Raw genomic sequence first — 16,093 nt, 5'->3', positions numbered from 1 at the left:
TTCCCGCGCAGTGGTGCGCAGGAATGAAGGAAGCGGCTGTGTGCTGCCCATGGCAGCGCCTTTGCCAGGCTTAGTGGAAGAAGTGGCGAGTGCCGGTGAAGTACATGGTCACGCCAGCCTTCTTGGCGGCCTCGATGACCTCTTCATCGCGGATGGAGCCGCCCGGCTGAACCACGGCCTTGACGCCGGCGTCGAGGAGAACCTCCAGGCCATCGGCAAACGGGAAGAAAGCATCGGAAGCAGCGAAGGAGCCCTCGGTGCGGTTGGCACCGTCGGCCAGCGTGTTAGCACGCTCCACCGCGAGCTTGGCGGAATCGACGCGGTTGACCTGGCCCATGCCCACGCCCACGGTGGCGTTGTCCTTGGCCAGCAAGATGGCGTTGGACTTCACCGCACGAACGGAACGCCAGGCGAACTCCAGCTGCGCCAGGTCGGACTCATTCAGAGCCTCACCAGCAGCCAGGGTCCAGTTGGCCGGGTTATCGCCCTCTGCCTGGTAGGTATCCGGCTCCTGGGTGAGCACGCCGCCGGAGATGAACTTAACTTCGCTCTCCGGTGCTTCATGCTCGGCCTGCAGGATGCGCAGGTTCTTCTTAGCCTTGAGAACCTCGATGGCGCCTTCCTCGTAGGACGGAGCCACAATAACCTCGGTGAAAATCTCCTTGACCTGCTCGGCCATCTCCACGGTGACCTCACGGTTCACAGCGATGACTCCGCCAAAGGCAGACATCGGGTCGCAGGCGTGAGCCGCGCGGTGAGCAGCCGCGATGGACTCCTCAGACACCGCGATGCCGCACGGGTTGGCGTGCTTGATGATGGCCACGCACGGGCGCTCGTGATCCCAGGCGGCGCGCCAGGCGGCGTCGGCATCCTGGTAGTTGTTGTAGCTCATCTCCTTGCCGTTGAACTGCTTCGCGTTGGCCAAACCAGTGGTACCGATGCGGGTCACGGTTGCCTTCTGGTGAGAGTTCTCGCCGTAGCGCAGCGGGGTGGTCTCCTCGCCCTCGCTGAGCTGATCGACGAACCATGCGGACACCGCGGCGTCGTAATCAGCGGTGTGCAGGAAGGCATCGCGGGCCAGACCGCGGCGCTGCTCCAGGGTAAAGCCGCCGTTGGCCACAGCGTCAGCTACCTCGCCGTAGCGAGCCGGATCCACGACCACAGCAACAGACGGGTGGTTCTTGGCAGCCGCGCGCACCATGGACGGGCCACCGATATCGATCTGTTCCACGCAGCCATCAAAGTCAGCGCCGGAAGCCACGGTCTCACGGAAGGGGTACAGATTCACCACGACGAGCTGGAACGGATCCACCTCCAGCTCCTCCAGCTGCTTCAGGTGGTCCTCCTTGCGGGTATCCGCCAAGATCCCCGCGTGCACGCGCGGGTGCAAAGTCTTGACTCGACCCTCGAGGCATTCCGGGAAGCCGGTGAGCTTCTCGACGGGCGTGACCTCAATGCCCAAGTCCGCGATCTTCTTCGCGGTGGAACCGGTGGAAACGATCTCCACGCCGGCCTTATCCAGGGACCGGGCAAGGTCCTCCAAACCGGTCTTGTCGTACACGCTGATGAGTGCGCGCTTGATGTTCTTACGATCTTCGCTCATGGTACGGGGACTTAAGCCTTCCTTGCGGTAATGAGAGGTAGTTAGAGCTGAATACTGAGTTCCTCGCCCTTCACGCGCGTGGCGCGAAGGACGGCAACGATGAGTTCTCTTTCGACCACTTTGATGCGCTCGTGCAAGCTGGCCTCATCATCCCCCGGCAAGACCCGCACGGGCTCTTGGGCAATGATGGCGCCGGTATCGACGCCGGCATCTACGAAGTGGACGGTCGAGCCTGTGACCTTGGCGCCGTAGGCCAGCGCATCGCGCACGCCGTGCGCGCCTTTGAAGGCGGGCAAGAGCGCGGGGTGGGTATTGATGGTGCGACCTTCGAAGCGATCCAGAAAATCCTTCCCCAGGATCTTCATAAAACCTGCAGAAACAACAACGTCTGGTTGCGCAGAATCCACTGCGGCAACCAGACGCTTATTCCATTCGGTGCGGTCAGCACCCATCTCTACGACCTCGGTGGCGATTCCCGCCGCCTGCGCGCGCTCGATGCCCTGACAGGGCACGTCCGCGACGACCTTCACGACGCCATAGCGCTCATCCTGGCCATCGAGGATGGCCTGGAGCAAGGAGCCGGTTCCAGAAACAAGTACCACGACGTTAAGGCGGGCAGAAGCAGCGGGCTGGTGCGGTGTAGTCACGCGCTACAGCCTAGCCGCTGCCGCCCTGAACCGGGGAATTTTACTCCTTAGAGGGGGCCTCGTCCTCTGCCTCAAACACATCTTCTTCCTCTGGTTCTGCCTCCTCGACTGGCTGCTCGTCGTCCCCCTCGGTCTCGTCCGATTCGACGACTTCTGCGTCAATCACCTCAGCATCCGCATCGCTGCCGCCCTCAGGCTCGGCTTCAGGCTCGGCCTCGGCCTCCGGCTCGCTGTCCTCGTCCACGTCATCCTCGGGTTCAGTCTCGGTCTCGGTCGTGGGCTCTGCGGCAACGGCGGCGTCGGGGACGTCGTCAAGCAAGGCAGAAACCGGCACAGCATTCGCCGTGTTGACGGGTGTGTGCACGGTCTTTTCAGTCTCTGCGGGCGCTTCAGGAGCAGCCTCCGTGGCAGCCGCGCGGCGCGCACGCCACGATGTCACTGCCTGTGCCGTTGCGAATGCACACCCCACGACTAGGCACCACAGACAGCTCAGGCCCACCGCGGTCCATACCTCGGGACCGGTGTAGCCGTACACCCCCAGCGCGCCGGATACGCCGTACACAGCCACGAGAGCGGCTACCGCGGCGGTAGCGGTGGCCACGAGCGCAACCTGGAAGGAGGCCAGTGCACGGCGACGGTAAAACGCCACCACTGCTGCAACTGCTGGGATGATCAACAAGACCGCCGCCCAAGGATTGATAGATGGCGGAACTGCGGCAGCCAACGGCAGCGGTGGAAGCGGAACCACGTGGCCGCTAAAGAGGCTCACGCTGGTTCCTTCACCGATATGCAGCTCCGAACCGCTCAGGACCGCTCCCGCAGCAACGGCAGCGTTTGGGAGATAGAGAACGCTCAGCAGGAAAAGACCGGCGGTTCCCAGTGCATTAAGGACTGGATACTCGGCGAGCATCTCTGATTGACGCGACCAACCGACTCCCCACAAGACCACCACGAGAATGAAACCAGCAGCAAAAAGGTATCCGAGGTAGCTCAAGCCTATCTGGGCGGCATCGACGAACACGCGGGGGACACCGCTGCGCTTGGCTAGGGCCTTCCACAGGCGCGGTCCCATTCCACCGATGAGGGCGACCGCATGCAATAACAACATGCGGGGAAGCACACGGTACAGCTCCGGAGGGGAAACATCGTAGACCTTGCCAGCGTCCCACAGCATCAGCCATGCGATGACAGTAAGGACTAAGGGAACCGCCAACACGCACGCGCTCAACACGATGAGGTCATTAATGCTTGCCCTATCCTTAACCGCCGCCCGCACGCGCCGCCCCACCAGCCAAGCTAGGAGCAGCGCAGGCAGAACCGGGATAAATCCCACGTCAATACCGCCCGCGCGAATAGGCGCAAGATTAAAGACCATCCACGTCTCCCCGACGATGGTGGGCAACCACGCCGACGGGGAACTTGTCAGAAGCAGTGCCGCGATAGCGACCACGAGAATGCCCAGCACGACGACGAGGTTCGGAACGCCGACGACGATGAGCATGCGGCGAATACGCCCGCGGAGTGTGGTCGGGGCCTGCGCGCGGCGGGCGCGAGCCTTGTCGGACTCGACCCCTTTGATGCGCTGCGCTGGATCTCGGCGATCTCTGCGGTGCCCGCGCTCAGAGTGCTCAGCACTATCACCGCGCCCACGCACGTGCGCGCGTGGGCGAGCTGACGACCTGGACTGGGGACTCGTGTTCTTATTCATCGGCGTCCACTTTGCCACGGCCCCCTCCCCCACCGGGGGTGGCGCGGCGAGGTAAGCGCTAAATGGTGCGGTGCACCCCCGAAGGAAAACTTCACGAGTGCGCACTACTCATGCCGACCACGGAAAGCCCCGGCGACACCACGGAGAGCCGTTCACTTTATTCACAGGAATCAGCTGTCGTTTCATTATGTGCGGCTCTTCCCAGATATCCAGAAGAAAACCGCAATCTGGGTTGCTCTGCATTCGCCGAGACGCTACTGTTACATCTCGTTGGTAACAGGAAGGTCACAATCGGATAACCACCCAGATTGAAACGTAACGTTTATTCTGGGTAGGCGATAGTGAAGTGAGGACGGAAGAAGAGTTCATGCGAAGCAAGACTCAGCGAAGCGTAGGTCGCCACCGCAAGATCACGACCGCACAGACCGCAAAGGGACGTCTGGCAGTGATGACGGTTGCGGCAGGTGCCGTATCCACCGCAGGCGTTGGCGGCGCAGCAGCAGGTACCATCCAATCCGCTGGCGCCGGGGAAACCAAGGCACAGTCCGTCGACTACACCCTGCAGGCAGATACCGATCCGCTGAAGAACGCGCAGGCTGCCGTCGAAGACGCAGCACCGCAGATCCTCGCCATCGCCGAGTCCAAGCCGGTCGCCGACCTAGCTACGCAGCTCGATAAGGCCATCCAGGCCGCCGATGCCCGCGCCGCCGCTGATGAAGCCAACCGCGCGCCGACCATCGCCCGCCCGGCAGAGGGCACTTTTACCTCCGGCTTCGGCCCCCGCTGGGGCTCCTTCCACTCCGGCATTGACATCGCAAATGCCGTGGGCACCCCCATCCTCGCCGTTATGGGCGGCACCGTCATCGACTCCGGCCCGGCATCCGGCTATGGCCAGTGGATCCGCATCAAGCACGATGACGGCTCCATGAGCGTCTACGGCCACATGCAGACTCTCGACGTCGCCGTGGGCGAGCGCGTCCACGCTGGCCAGAAGATCGCCGGCATGGGCTCCCTGGGCTTTTCCACCGGTTCTCACCTGCACTTCGAAATTCACCCCACCGGCGAGGGCGCCGTGGACCCGATTCCGTGGCTCGCAGAGCGCGGCATCAACATCAGCTAAGCCACGCTTTTAAATCCTTCCTCCAGCGCTAAGGCGGTATAGGGCACTGTTGCCCTATACCGCCTTGTGCATTCCCCCACCTTCCACCCCCGCCTGCCCCAACCGTTGACCGGACAGAAGGTTACCCAGTAACTTACTGGGTATGTACCGAAAGATTTTCTCCCTTGCCCTCCACCAAGGAGGTGACCATGTCCGTCAAACATTCCGTGCTTGCGCTGCTGAGTGAAGAGCCCGCTACTGCCAGCCACATCAAAAACCGCTTTGCCGAGACCTTCGACAACCTCTGGCCGCTCAACATGGGCCAAGTCGCCCAAACGTTGAGCCGTTTGGAGCGCGATGGTCTCATCGCCACCGACGGTGAGCTCACCGGCCCGACCGGGCGGCGCGCCACTAGCTACGCCATCACCCCCGCTGGCCGCGAGGAACTCTCACAGTGGTGGATGTCCACCTTGCATAACGACGCCATCGAGCGCGATGAGCTCGTGCTCAAAGTATCGCTTGCCGCACGACGCTCCGACGTCGACGTCATTGCCGTCCTCGACGCCCAGCGCTTCGCCACCGTCCGCCAACTGCGCGAGCTCAACCGTCAGGCCTCTGAGTTGCCTGCGGAACGCAGCGCCCAGCGCTTGGCCGTCGAGCGCCAAATCTTCGACCTGGAATCTCTCTCACGCTGGCTCGACCGCGTGGAATCCCTAGCCAACCCAACCACCACCGAGGAGGACCCGCGATGACCCCCAACTCCGCGCCCACGACCCAGCACATGCCGTTTCCTCTCGAGCTCGAAAACATTACCTGCGTCTTCGGCAGCGGTGCCCGCCAGGTCACCGCCTTGGATTCCGTGAACCTGCAGCTGCAGCCGGGCGAACTGGTAGCCGTCATGGGCCCCTCCGGTTCCGGCAAGTCCACGCTGCTCAACGTTGCGGGCCTGCTGCAGCCACCGACGTCGGGGCGCGTGCTTCTCGACGGCGCCGACGCCTCCCAGCTCTCCAAAGCTAAAGCGGCCATCGCCCGCCGCCGCCACTTGGGACTGGTGTTTCAGCACTTCAACTTGGTCTCCTCCCTCACCGTGGGAGAGAACGTGTCCCTGCCCCTCGAACTGGACGGACTTTCGCCTGCGCAGTGCCGCGAGGCCGCCGAGGAAGCTCTCAGTGAGGTCGGCCTCGACGGCACCATCGACCGCTTCCCGGAAGAAATCTCCGGCGGCCAGGCCCAGCGCGTGGCCATTGCCCGCGCGCTCATCGGGCCACGCAAGGTGCTGCTTGCGGATGAGCCTACCGGCGCCTTGGATACCTCGACGGGCGAAGAGATCATGAAGGTCCTGCGTGCGCGTATCGACGCCGGAGCCTCCGGCATTCTGGTCACCCACGAGCCGCGTTTCGCGGGCTGGGCCGACCGCGTCGTCATGGTTCGCGACGGGCGCCTAACCGGCGAGGAGGTGCGTTAGTATGTCCGGCATTAATGCCGCCACCCGCCCGACGAGGCGCGACCTGTGGCGCCACCCGTGGCGCACGCTAGCCGCCGTTTTGCTCATCGCGCTGCCAGTGGCACTCGTGATTGGAATGGCACTCTTTGATAATTCCTCCGGTCGGCTCTCCGCGGCCTTGAGCTCACCCGAGCGGCAGATCAGCGCCGAGCGCTCGGACATTAGCAACGAAGACGTACCACGCTTGGCTGCCGAGGTGCTTCCTGAGGGCCTCAGCGTCAGCCCGGTCGCCACTTTTTCTAGCACGTCACTAATCCATAATGGGAAGTCAACCAACTCCTGGGTAGATCAGTTCGACGCAGAGAATCCGCCAGAGCCGGCGCAGGAGGCCGTCGACAAGTTCAATCTTGGCCCCAACCAGGCAGTTCTGTCGCGTTCAACCGCGCGCAAGATCGACGCCTCCGTGGGGGATGTCATCACTGTGCGCACCAATGCCCTCAGCGGTGACCACCACGTCACGGTCGCGGCCATTGCTCCCGAAAACTACGACTTTGTCACCTCCCCCACCCTCAATGACGCTCTCAGCGACCCTTCATTTGCGACACGCACCACCTGGGTCATCGTTGGCGATACACCGCTGACCAAGGAGGATGCCGACCGCGCCCGTGAGGCCGGGCTGGAGATCTGGGCACCGGAGCTGCGAGATACGGACCGACCCGATTCTGAGTCGGATTCCTTTGGCGGAATACTGAGCAGCATTCTTTTCGTGCTCTTCTTCGTTGGCCTCTACGCCATCGCCGGATTGCTCATCCTTTTCCTTCTCGCGCCCGTCTTCACGCTGGCTACCGGACGTAATACCCGCCTGTACGCGCTGATGTCGAGCCAGGGTGCATTACCACGCCACATCATGTTCGCAGTGATGGCCTATGGCCTGCTGATGGGACTAATCGGCGCCACCATCGGCGCAATCGTTGGCCTAACGGTCTCCTGGGTGTGGTGGACAGCCCGCTATCCGGACTTTGCTGCACGCCCGCCCTTCCTAGCGATTGCTCTCGCGTGGCTCGTGGCGGTGGCAGGCTGTGTCATTGTCTCCATCGTTCCCGCGTGGTTGGCGCAACGTGGCGCCCTGTCCACAGCAATCCAGGGAGCCGCTCCCGACCGCCTCTTGCGCTTCCGTCGGTGGATGGCCATCGGCCCTGCGTTCCTGCTTCTGCTCGTGTTATTCAGCTTCACCCCCTGGGGACAGTACATCCCTACGGTGCTAGCCCTCTTCGGAGTCATCGCAGTTGCCGCGTCTGCCCCTGCCTTGGTCTTCCTATGCTCCCTGCTGTCTCGCCGCGGCCCACTCGCGTTGCGTCTGGCTGGACGCGGCCTGACTCGGCGCAGCATGCATGCCTTGCCGACGTCCATCGCTCTCGTGTCAGTCGCCTTCGTCGCCTCCCTGTTTGGCGTGGGCATCATGACGGATAGCGCAAAGACCACCGCTGAGGAAAAACTCGTCATGCCGCCCACTACTGCGCTGATTGAGGAGACGACCTTTGACCTACCAGCGCAGGTTTCTACGCCAGAAGAACGCGCGGCGATAGAGGCAATCCAGCAGACCACCACCGCCCGCACCTACCCCTTCTATGCTTTCCCCTCGTGGACGACGTCTTTCAGCCTTCCGGAGGATGGCACTTTTTACGAACTCACCACCGAATTTGATTACCAATGCGAGCAGGTCGATTTCAGCAAGCCGGTTGAGAAGGCTGTGTTCGTGGATAATCAGGGGCGGCGCACCGATGAGTCCGAAGAGGCTCGCCAGGAGTGTGCGCACGAGTTGATGACGTCATTTCCTTATAACCCGTTGATCTATCAAAGCGGGATGGCCCAAACGGATTCTTCCCAGCTTGAGCTCTGGCAATTCGACTCGGAGGAAGATCGCCGCGCGGCGGCACAGACGTTGGATGCTGGCGGCATCGTGCTTCCCCACAGCAGCCACGTCGGCGATAAGACTCATGGCACGGTGACCGTAAAATCCTATAACCGCATTGACAGCCAAGAACCGAGCGGGGCACAGGACGCGGATCTGCCGGTTGTAGAGGCACTACCCACCGCGGCCCGCGACGTGGTCTTGATTAGCCAGCAGGCAGCAGAGAAGCTGAACATGGAGCCCTTCTACGTGGGCCAAGCCCTCGCGTTCGACGAGCCACCGAGCGAGTCAGAGCGTGAGGAGCTACAAGACCTGACAGCGAGCGCCTCGCAATCGCAATACTCGCTAAGCTTCGCCGTCTCTACTCCCGAGAGCTTCCGCTACTACCTGGGCCTCGGAATGGGGATCGTCTGCCTCATCGTGCTCGCACTCATCATTGCCAACGCAGCGAGCAGCATGCGCCAGGAAAGCACCGTGCTGCAATCCATCGGCGCCGACCCTTCGCTGATGTCCAAGGTGGCAGCATGGCAGACGTGGATGCTGGCCACCGTAAGCATGCTCTTTGGTGTGGTTGCCGGACATCTCGGCACGTACTTCTTTGCCGATAGCTCAGGATACGTTTTCTCGACGCCGCTCCATGGCTTGCGCCCGCAGGACTACTTCACCCCGGATTGGTGGCAATTCCTCGCCGTGCTCGTCGTGCCACTGTTGGCTGCCGCCCTCGCGGCTGCGATCAACCGCAGCGACAAAACGGCCCCGCTCACCGCGCGGGATCGCAGCGAATCACGTTCCCTAACTTAAAAGCGTTGACCTAGTAGCAGCGCCCACAACCCCAGCGCTCTCGGCTGAAAGATTGGCCGGGAGCGCTGCACTTTTCACCCCCCAAATCTCACCCCCATTCTTTAAACCTCTACTTTACCCCTGTAACAATTTTCACTCCTTTCACACGCGCAACACGCTGGGCTGTTCGATAGTTTTTCGAACAATTCCTGGATTTACCTGCATTTTTAAGCGTTGCGCAGGGTGGTCCCGCGGGATAGTTTGTATCTCGTTGCCACACAGCCTCAGCACTCGGTTGCAACCGCACCGGCGTGTCGCAGGCTTTAAGGCGCACTGCGGCTGATACGGCCGCTCCCCTATTGCTCACAGGCTTCCGCCGCATACCCAGCGGGCCACAGCAGGACTTAAGGACGTGAAGTTATGAAGCGCACGCTCAGCGCACTCGCCGCCGTGGCGGTTAGCACCGCCACCGTGACGACCCCAGCGTTCGCCGCCGAACCGGCAGCAAGCGTGGACGTCTCCGACGGGTCCTCCAAGGACCCGTCCGCTGCCGACGTCGAAGTCAAGGAAGAATCCAAGGCCGACCTCTTCAAAGCCGTCTCGGGGCTGCTCATTTCGACAGCCGGTGCCCTCAACGGGGCATCCGTCCCAGAGGTCAACACCACGCAGGACGGCTTCGAGATCGTCCTCGATCCCTCCAGCATTCCTGGTCTCGCCGAGGCCTTCGCCCCGCAGGGCGATCACTCCGGCCTCACCCCTACTCGCGGCCAGGACGCGGACGGTAACACCGTGGTCTTTCCGACCTCCGGAACTTTCACCTCTGGCTTCGGCCCGCGGTGGGGTTCCTTCCACAACGGCATCGATGTGGCAAACCCCATTGGCACCCCCATCTACGCTGTCATGGACGGCGAGGTCATTTCCTCCGGCGCTGCCCAAGGCTTTGGCAACTGGATCCGCATCCAGCACGACGATGGCACCATCACCGTCTATGGCCACATGCCCAGCGACCAGCTGCTGGTCGACGTCGGCGATCGCGTCGAGGCCGGCGACCAAATCTCCGTCATCGGCAACGAGGGCCACTCCACCGGCCCGCACCTGCACTTCGAGGTTCACCCGGGCGGCGGCGCGGCCGTCGATCCGGTGGACTGGTTCAGCGAGCGCGGCATCCTCATCTAAAGCATCAGAGCTTTTCCATCGGCACTCCGCCGATGAGCATGAGGCGAACCTTGCCCGCTGAACCGAAGTCCACGGTGACCGTCGCCCGCGCGCCGGTCCCGGAGGCCTCGATGACCGTGCCCAGCCCGTATTTCGCGTGGTTGACGCGGTCCCCCACAACTAAATTGAGATGGTTATTCTTCGGCATCGACGTTGCCGAGGCCGGCTTGCGCGAGCGCTGCGAAGGGGAAGACGCAGCGCTCCGCGAGCCATAGCCGCCTCCACGGAAGAACCCGCTATCCGAGCCAAAGGTTCGCCCGTATTGGTAGGAATCATCTCCGCCCCACGCGCCAGACAGCGAGCTGTCTGGTTCTTCACGGCGCCAGTCGATGAGGTCCTCTGGGACCTCGGCGAGGAAGCGACTGGCCGGGTTCGTCACCGGGTTGCCCCAGGACGAACGAAGAATCGCGCGCGTGAGGTAGAGCTGTTCCCTAGCACGCGTGATACCCACGTAGGCTAGGCGGCGTTCTTCGCTCAGCTCCTTCGGGTCACCCAGGGAGCGCATGTGCGGGAACTGTCCATCCTCCCAGCCGGTGAGGAAGACGACGGGGAATTCAAGGCCCTTCGCAGTGTGCAGCGTCATCAGCGTGACCACCCCGGATTCGTGGTCCGGAATCTGGTCCGCATCCGCCACGAGTGAGACCTTTTCAAGGAACGCCTGAAGCGAGCCCGGCGCGGCTTCACCTTCTGCTAGCTCGGGTGCTTCTTCTGCGTCCGCACCCATGAATGCCATCTCATTAGCGGCCTCAGAGCTGAACTCGCGGGCCACCGAGACCAACTCGTTGAGGTTGTCTAGGCGTGCCCCATCCTGCGGATCGTTGGAGTTCTCGAGCTCCGCGCGGTAGCCGGTGGCGTCAAGCAGCGCGTTGAGCAACTCCCCCAAATCCGGCTGGCCAGTCACCTCATTGACCATGCCCGGGATCTGCGCTCGTACGCCTTCCATCATCTCGTTGAATTTGGTTACGGCATTCACTGCCCGCGTGCCGAGTCCGGCTACTTTGCCCTCCGCCGCATCACGGAGAGCAGCACCAAAGCTCACGCCAAGGTTCTCCGCGTGCAGGGCGATCTGCGCCTGCGCTTTATCACCAATAGCGCGCTTCGGCACGTTAATGATTCGGCGCAGGCTCACGGTGTCATCCGGATTATCCATGATGCGCAAGTAGGCCACCATGTCCCGGATCTCGCGACGCTCATAGAAGCGCGTGCCACCGACCACCTTGTACGGGATGCCCGAGCGCACGAAAATATCCTCCAGCGCGCGGGAGGCATTGTTGGTGCGGTACATCACCGCAATATCGGAATACGCCGTACCTTTATCCGCCAGGGAATCAATCTCCGAGGCGATATACCGTGCCTCATCGTGCTCATTATCCGCCACGTAGCCGACGATCTGTTCGCCCTGGCCGTGGGCGGTCCACAGGTTCTTCTCGCGGCGGCCCTCATTCTTCGCGATGACCGCGTTCGCCGCGTTCAGAATTGTCTGCGTCGACCGGTAGTTTTGCTCCAGCAAAATTGTGTGCGCCTGCGGGTAGTCCCGCTCGAACTCCTGGATATTCCTGATGGTGGCTCCGCGGAAGGCATAAATCGACTGATCCGAATCACCCACCACGCACAGTTCCGGAGCATCCGGCGGCAGCTCGCCCCGGCCCACCAAAGCCGAGACCAATGCATACTGCGCGTGGTTGGTGTCCTGGTATTCGTCGATAAGCACGTGCTTAAAGCGGCGACGATAAAACTCCACCACCTGCGGGTGCTGATTAAAGATGCGCACTACTTCCCCGATGAGGTCATCGAAGTCCACCGCGTTCGCCGCGCGCAGGCGGCGCTGATATTCCTCGTACACGCTCGCCACGGTGAGCTCGAAAGGATTCTTCGTCCTCTCTGCCTCCGCGCGCGCCTGCTCCGGGGAGATGAGCTCGTTCTTGCGGTTGGAAATCTGATTAGCCAGAACACGCGCCGAATACTTCTTCAGATCCAGCTGCATGTCCTTCGCAATCATGGTGAGCAGCCGGCGGGCATCATCGCCGTCATAAATGGTGAAATTCGTGTTCAAGCCCGGTACGAGCTGGGCGTTATTGCGCAAGATACGCACGCAAATCGAGTGGAAGGTGGACACCCACATCCGCTCCGCGACGGGGCCGACAAGCTGGCCGACGCGCTCCTTCATCTCCGCGGCTGCCTTGTTGGTAAAGGTAATGGCGAGGATCTGCCAGGGGGCCACCCCGCGCTCCCGCATAAGGTACGCAATGCGGCGGGTCAACACGGCAGTCTTGCCCGAGCCCGCGCCGGCCACAATAAGCAGCGGCGAGCCCGAATGCGTCACGGCCTCTTCCTGCTGCGGATTTAAGCCCTCGAGCAACGGATCAGAGCCCTGACCGGAAGGGGCGTCGACGTTGCTCCCGGGCGCGGGAAACAGGCCGCCGGTGGAAGAATCGGAAGACGAACGGGGGACGAAAGGGGATGTGTTATTCATAATGCTCTCCAACCTACTAGCACCACCGGACATTGCCCCTCACCGCACTTCTGGTCGGCGTGAAAGCTGGTAATTCCCCTTTTCTCCCGGCATGGTGGCACAATCTGATGTCATGAGCTCTTCACATCCTGGCAACGCAGACTCTGGCTTGAGCCCTGAGCACCAAGACCCCAACGTCGTGGACAATGGGCTCGACATTCGCATGCCGTCGGGCACCGATGACCCGCTGAGTGATGCCGAGATTCAGCGCTACCGCGAAGAGATCAACCGCCTCGACCGCGTTATTCTCGACGCTATCAAGCGCCGCACCGACATTTCGCGCACCATTGGTAAGACGCGAATGAGCTCGGGTGGCACCCGTTTGGTGCATACCCGCGAAATTGCGATCCTCAATGAGTTCCGCGACGAGCTCGGGGAGGAAGGACCCGCCATCGCCTCCGCCCTGTTGCGCTTGGGCCGCGGCAAGCTCGGCGGATCTGGTAGCGCCTCGGACTAGTCCCCAGCGCACGCGCGCTTGGGCAGGTGGTGGGTTAGGCTCTCGTCATGCGCTTTTCCTCCCGCCTCGCTGCGCTTCTCGCTGCTGCCACCACTGCGTCCATGTTGTCCGCCTGCAGCACCTCTTCTTCCGCTGAGACCACCATTTCCACCACGACGCTCGATCTTCCCGCCGTCAGCGACTCCGACCGCAGGCAGGGTTCCGCAGCATCCGGAACAACGCAAGGCTTCGAGGAGCCCCTCGACGGCGATGCGCTCTGGGATAACACCACCGAAATCCCTCAAGCGGAGCGACCGGAGCCCCGACGTAACCTGATAGCTCCTGAAGCTGCCGATTACTTCATGAGCCTGGGGGTGTTGACGCCGGGTGCGCCCATCTACAACGGCACAAACGGTGGCCGGTGCTCCACCGGTCATTTCGCTGGCGATGGGCAGCGCCTCTTTATCCTCACCGCCGGGCACTGCGGGGACACGGGCGACACCTTCTATTATGAGGATCAATCCGGCAGTACGGTAGAGATAGGCCAGATGGTAAAGAAGGCCCGCAACACCAACACCGATAGCATCAACTCGGCCGACATTGCACTGATCGAAGTGTCCAACCCAGCCGCCGAAGTATCTACCGCACCGGCCTTCAATGCGCCTTTGGCCGGTTGGATGAGCCTCGAGGATGTCACGCACAAGAAGCCCACGATGTGTTTTGCCGGTTCCGCGGGAGGCGCTGCCTGCGACGATTTCATTGACCGCTTCGAAAACCAAGGACTCTTCACCTTTGGCAGCGAGAGCGTACCCGGTGATAGCGGCGGTCCTGTCTACGCCTCCATCGACGGCAAACTGTACGCGGTAGGTGTCTTGTCCTTTGGCAACTACGATGATTACACCGGCCCCGAAACTGGTGCCATGGAGATCGGAAACACGATGGAGCAATTCAACCTGAAGCTCTACTCCTAGCTCAACGCAGTACGGTCTTCTGCCTCGGCAGCGAAGGGATTTCTGGACTACGGTGGACACAGTAAGTTTCATGTCTGCTACCTGCCAGAAAGGCTTTTGCAATGGACATCACCGCTCAGCCGCAGTGGGCCGCGCTCACCTCGCTTTTTGAGAGCAAGAAGGACCTCAACCTGCGTGAGCTTTTTGCCAACTCCACTTCCCGCGCCGCAGACTATTCTTTCGACGCCGCGGGCCTGCACGTGGATCTGTCGAAGAACCTCATCGATGAGGAAGTCCTCACCGCACTGGTGGACCTCGCCCGGGCTGCCGACGTCGAGGGGCGCCGCGACGCAATGTTCGCCGGCGAGCACCTCAACAACACCGAGGATCGCGCCGTGCTGCACACCGCGCTGCGCCTGCCCGTGGAGAAGGACTTGAGCGTCGACGGTCAGGACGTCGCTGCCGACGTCCACGAGGTGCTGGGCCGCATGCGTGACTTCGCCACTGCGCTGCGCTCCGGCAAGTGGCTTGGCCACACCGGACACACCATCAAGAAGGTGGTCAACATCGGCATCGGCGGCTCCGACTTGGGCCCGGCCATGGCCGCGAAGGCCCTGCGTTCCTACGAAGTAGCGGGCATTAGCGCGGAGTTCGTCTCCAACGTCGACCCGGCGGACCTCGCCGCGACTCTCGACGGCCTCGACGCCGGCTCCACCCTCTTCATTGTCGCGTCCAAGACCTTCACCACCCAGGAAACCCTGGCCAACGCTCACGCTGCACGCCGCTGGCTGATTGAGCAGTTTGACGGGGATGAGTCGGCCGTCGCCAAGCACTTCGTTGCGGTCTCCACCAACGCGGAGAAGGTCGCGGAGTTCGGCATCGATCCTGAGAACATGTTCGGCTTTTGGAACTGGGTGGGCGGGCGCTACTCCGTCGATTCCGCCATTGGTCTGTCGCTGATGTGCACCATCGGCCCGCTGGACTTCATGCGCTTCCTCGAGGGCTTCCACGCCATGGATGAGCACTTCCGCACCGCGCCCCTGGAGCAGAACGTTCCGGCGCTGATGGGTCTGCTCGGCGTCTGGTACTCCAACTTCTTCGGCGCGCAGACCCACGCGGTGCTGCCCTACTCCGAGGACCTCGGCCGCTTCCCTGCCTACCTGCAGCAGCTGACTATGGAGTCCAACGGCAAGTCCGTGCGCCGCGACGGCACCGCTGTCACCACCGGCACCGGTGAGATTTACTGGGGCGAGCCGGGCACCAACGGCCAGCACGCTTTCTTCCAGCTCATGCACCAGGGCACCAAGCTCATCCCGGCGGACTTCATCGGCTTTGCCCGCCCGAAGGAGGACTTCCCCACTGCCGACGGCACCGGCTCGATGCATGACCTGCTCATGGGCAACTTCTTCGCGCAGACCAAGGTTCTGGCCTTTGGTAAGACGGCAGAAGAGATTGCCGCCGAGGGCGTGGACCCGGCCGTGGTCCCGCACAAGGTGATGCCGGGCAACCGCCCCACCACCACGATTCTGGCGGAGGAGCTCACCCCGCAGACCCTCGGCGCGCTGATCGCGCTCTACGAGCACATCGTGTTCACCCAGGGCATCATCTGGGATGTCAATTCCTTCGACCAGTGGGGCGTGGAGCTGGGCAAGCAGCAGGCCAACGACCTGGCACCGGCAGTCTCCGGCAAGGAGGAGGCCGCATCCGGCGACGGTTCCACCGATGCTCTCATCGGCTGGTACCGCAACCACCGCTAAGCACTGCTTGGCGACGTCCCCCGGCCGAAC

The 16,093-nt window shown here is 62.4% G+C and carries 12 protein-coding genes; 8 read left to right on the top strand and 4 right to left on the bottom strand.

Annotated features, from left to right (window positions below; translation table 11 throughout):
• Window positions 1-70 precede the first annotated feature (70 nt).
• The 3 genes from purH to QKE52_RS08820 are packed head-to-tail and all read right to left on the bottom strand — an operon-like array spanning window position 71 to window position 3,958.
• The gene (gene purH, locus QKE52_RS08830; RefSeq protein WP_347948593.1) at window positions 71-1,603 is read right to left on the bottom strand and encodes a bifunctional phosphoribosylaminoimidazolecarboxamide formyltransferase/IMP cyclohydrolase; all 1,533 of its coding nucleotides are present in this window, start codon (window positions 1,601-1,603) and stop codon (window positions 71-73) included.
• Window positions 1,604-1,644: 41 nt separating this feature from the next.
• Entirely contained in the window at window positions 1,645-2,250 is a 606-nt protein-coding gene (gene purN / locus QKE52_RS08825; protein ID WP_046646976.1) for a phosphoribosylglycinamide formyltransferase, read from the bottom strand.
• A gap of 40 nt (window positions 2,251-2,290) precedes the next feature.
• Complete coding sequence (locus QKE52_RS08820) at window positions 2,291-3,958, bottom strand: DUF6350 family protein (protein WP_347948592.1); 1,668 nt, start codon at window positions 3,956-3,958, stop codon at window positions 2,291-2,293.
• Between the two features lie 367 nt (window positions 3,959-4,325).
• On the opposite strand from QKE52_RS08820, the gene QKE52_RS08815 reads away from it, so the two are divergent.
• The 5 genes from QKE52_RS08815 (at window position 4,326) to QKE52_RS08795 (ending at window position 10,369) form a co-directional block, all read left to right on the top strand.
• Window positions 4,326-5,078 carry a M23 family metallopeptidase gene (locus QKE52_RS08815; RefSeq protein WP_046646979.1) on the top strand — a complete coding sequence of 251 codons (753 nt, stop codon included), beginning with the start codon at window positions 4,326-4,328 and terminating at the stop codon, window positions 5,076-5,078.
• A gap of 188 nt (window positions 5,079-5,266) precedes the next feature.
• Complete coding sequence (locus QKE52_RS08810; protein ID WP_049154180.1) at window positions 5,267-5,809, top strand: helix-turn-helix transcriptional regulator; 543 nt, start codon at window positions 5,267-5,269, stop codon at window positions 5,807-5,809.
• Complete coding sequence (locus tag QKE52_RS08805; protein WP_049154178.1) at window positions 5,806-6,522, top strand: ABC transporter ATP-binding protein; 717 nt, start codon at window positions 5,806-5,808, stop codon at window positions 6,520-6,522. The genes QKE52_RS08810 and QKE52_RS08805 overlap by 4 nt, the downstream gene beginning before the upstream one ends.
• 1 nt (window position 6,523) lies before the next feature.
• Entirely contained in the window at window positions 6,524-9,214 is a 2,691-nt protein-coding gene (locus QKE52_RS08800) for an FtsX-like permease family protein (RefSeq protein ID WP_347948590.1), read from the top strand.
• Window positions 9,215-9,613: 399 nt separating this feature from the next.
• Window positions 9,614-10,369 (top strand): M23 family metallopeptidase, encoded by a 756-nt coding sequence (locus QKE52_RS08795; protein WP_046646982.1) that lies wholly within the window; start codon window positions 9,614-9,616, stop codon window positions 10,367-10,369.
• 4 nt (window positions 10,370-10,373) lie between these two features.
• Here QKE52_RS08795 and pcrA read toward each other — a convergent pair whose 3' ends face one another.
• Window positions 10,374-12,881 (bottom strand): DNA helicase PcrA, encoded by a 2,508-nt coding sequence (gene pcrA / locus QKE52_RS08790; RefSeq protein WP_347948588.1) that lies wholly within the window; start codon window positions 12,879-12,881, stop codon window positions 10,374-10,376.
• Window positions 12,882-12,993: 112 nt separating this feature from the next.
• Between pcrA and QKE52_RS08785 the strand changes: the two genes are divergently transcribed.
• From QKE52_RS08785 to pgi, 3 genes are all read left to right on the top strand, one after another.
• On the top strand, window positions 12,994-13,377 hold the full coding sequence (locus QKE52_RS08785; RefSeq protein ID WP_049155203.1) for a chorismate mutase: 384 nt from the start codon (window positions 12,994-12,996) through the stop codon (window positions 13,375-13,377).
• 47 nt (window positions 13,378-13,424) lie between these two features.
• Entirely contained in the window at window positions 13,425-14,327 is a 903-nt protein-coding gene (locus QKE52_RS08780) for a trypsin-like serine protease (RefSeq protein WP_347948587.1), read from the top strand.
• A gap of 101 nt (window positions 14,328-14,428) precedes the next feature.
• Window positions 14,429-16,063, top strand: a complete 1,635-nt coding sequence (gene pgi, locus QKE52_RS08775; RefSeq protein WP_347948585.1) for a glucose-6-phosphate isomerase — start codon at window positions 14,429-14,431, stop codon at window positions 16,061-16,063.
• The last annotated feature ends 30 nt before the right edge of the window (window positions 16,064-16,093 follow it).

Source organism: Corynebacterium sp. c25Ua_47, from assembly GCF_039907205.1.
Classification (GTDB): Bacteria; Actinomycetota; Actinomycetes; order Mycobacteriales; family Mycobacteriaceae; genus Corynebacterium; species Corynebacterium hiratae.
This window is presented reverse-complemented; position numbering and strand designations above follow the sequence as displayed.

Coding starts and splice junctions, on each gene's coding strand:
- pgi (WP_347948585.1), top strand. CDS start 14,429: ATGGACATCACCGCTCAGCCGCAGTGGGCCGCGCTCACCTCGCTTTTT.
- QKE52_RS08820 (WP_347948592.1), bottom strand. CDS start 3,958: ATGAATAAGAACACGAGTCCCCAGTCCAGGTCGTCAGCTCGCCCACGC.
- QKE52_RS08815 (WP_046646979.1), top strand. CDS start 4,326: ATGCGAAGCAAGACTCAGCGAAGCGTAGGTCGCCACCGCAAGATCACG.
- QKE52_RS08795 (WP_046646982.1), top strand. CDS start 9,614: ATGAAGCGCACGCTCAGCGCACTCGCCGCCGTGGCGGTTAGCACCGCC.
- purH (WP_347948593.1), bottom strand. CDS start 1,603: ATGAGCGAAGATCGTAAGAACATCAAGCGCGCACTCATCAGCGTGTAC.
- QKE52_RS08785 (WP_049155203.1), top strand. CDS start 12,994: ATGAGCTCTTCACATCCTGGCAACGCAGACTCTGGCTTGAGCCCTGAG.
- QKE52_RS08805 (WP_049154178.1), top strand. CDS start 5,806: ATGACCCCCAACTCCGCGCCCACGACCCAGCACATGCCGTTTCCTCTC.
- QKE52_RS08780 (WP_347948587.1), top strand. CDS start 13,425: ATGCGCTTTTCCTCCCGCCTCGCTGCGCTTCTCGCTGCTGCCACCACT.
- pcrA (WP_347948588.1), bottom strand. CDS start 12,881: ATGAATAACACATCCCCTTTCGTCCCCCGTTCGTCTTCCGATTCTTCC.
- QKE52_RS08810 (WP_049154180.1), top strand. CDS start 5,267: ATGTCCGTCAAACATTCCGTGCTTGCGCTGCTGAGTGAAGAGCCCGCT.
- QKE52_RS08800 (WP_347948590.1), top strand. CDS start 6,524: ATGTCCGGCATTAATGCCGCCACCCGCCCGACGAGGCGCGACCTGTGG.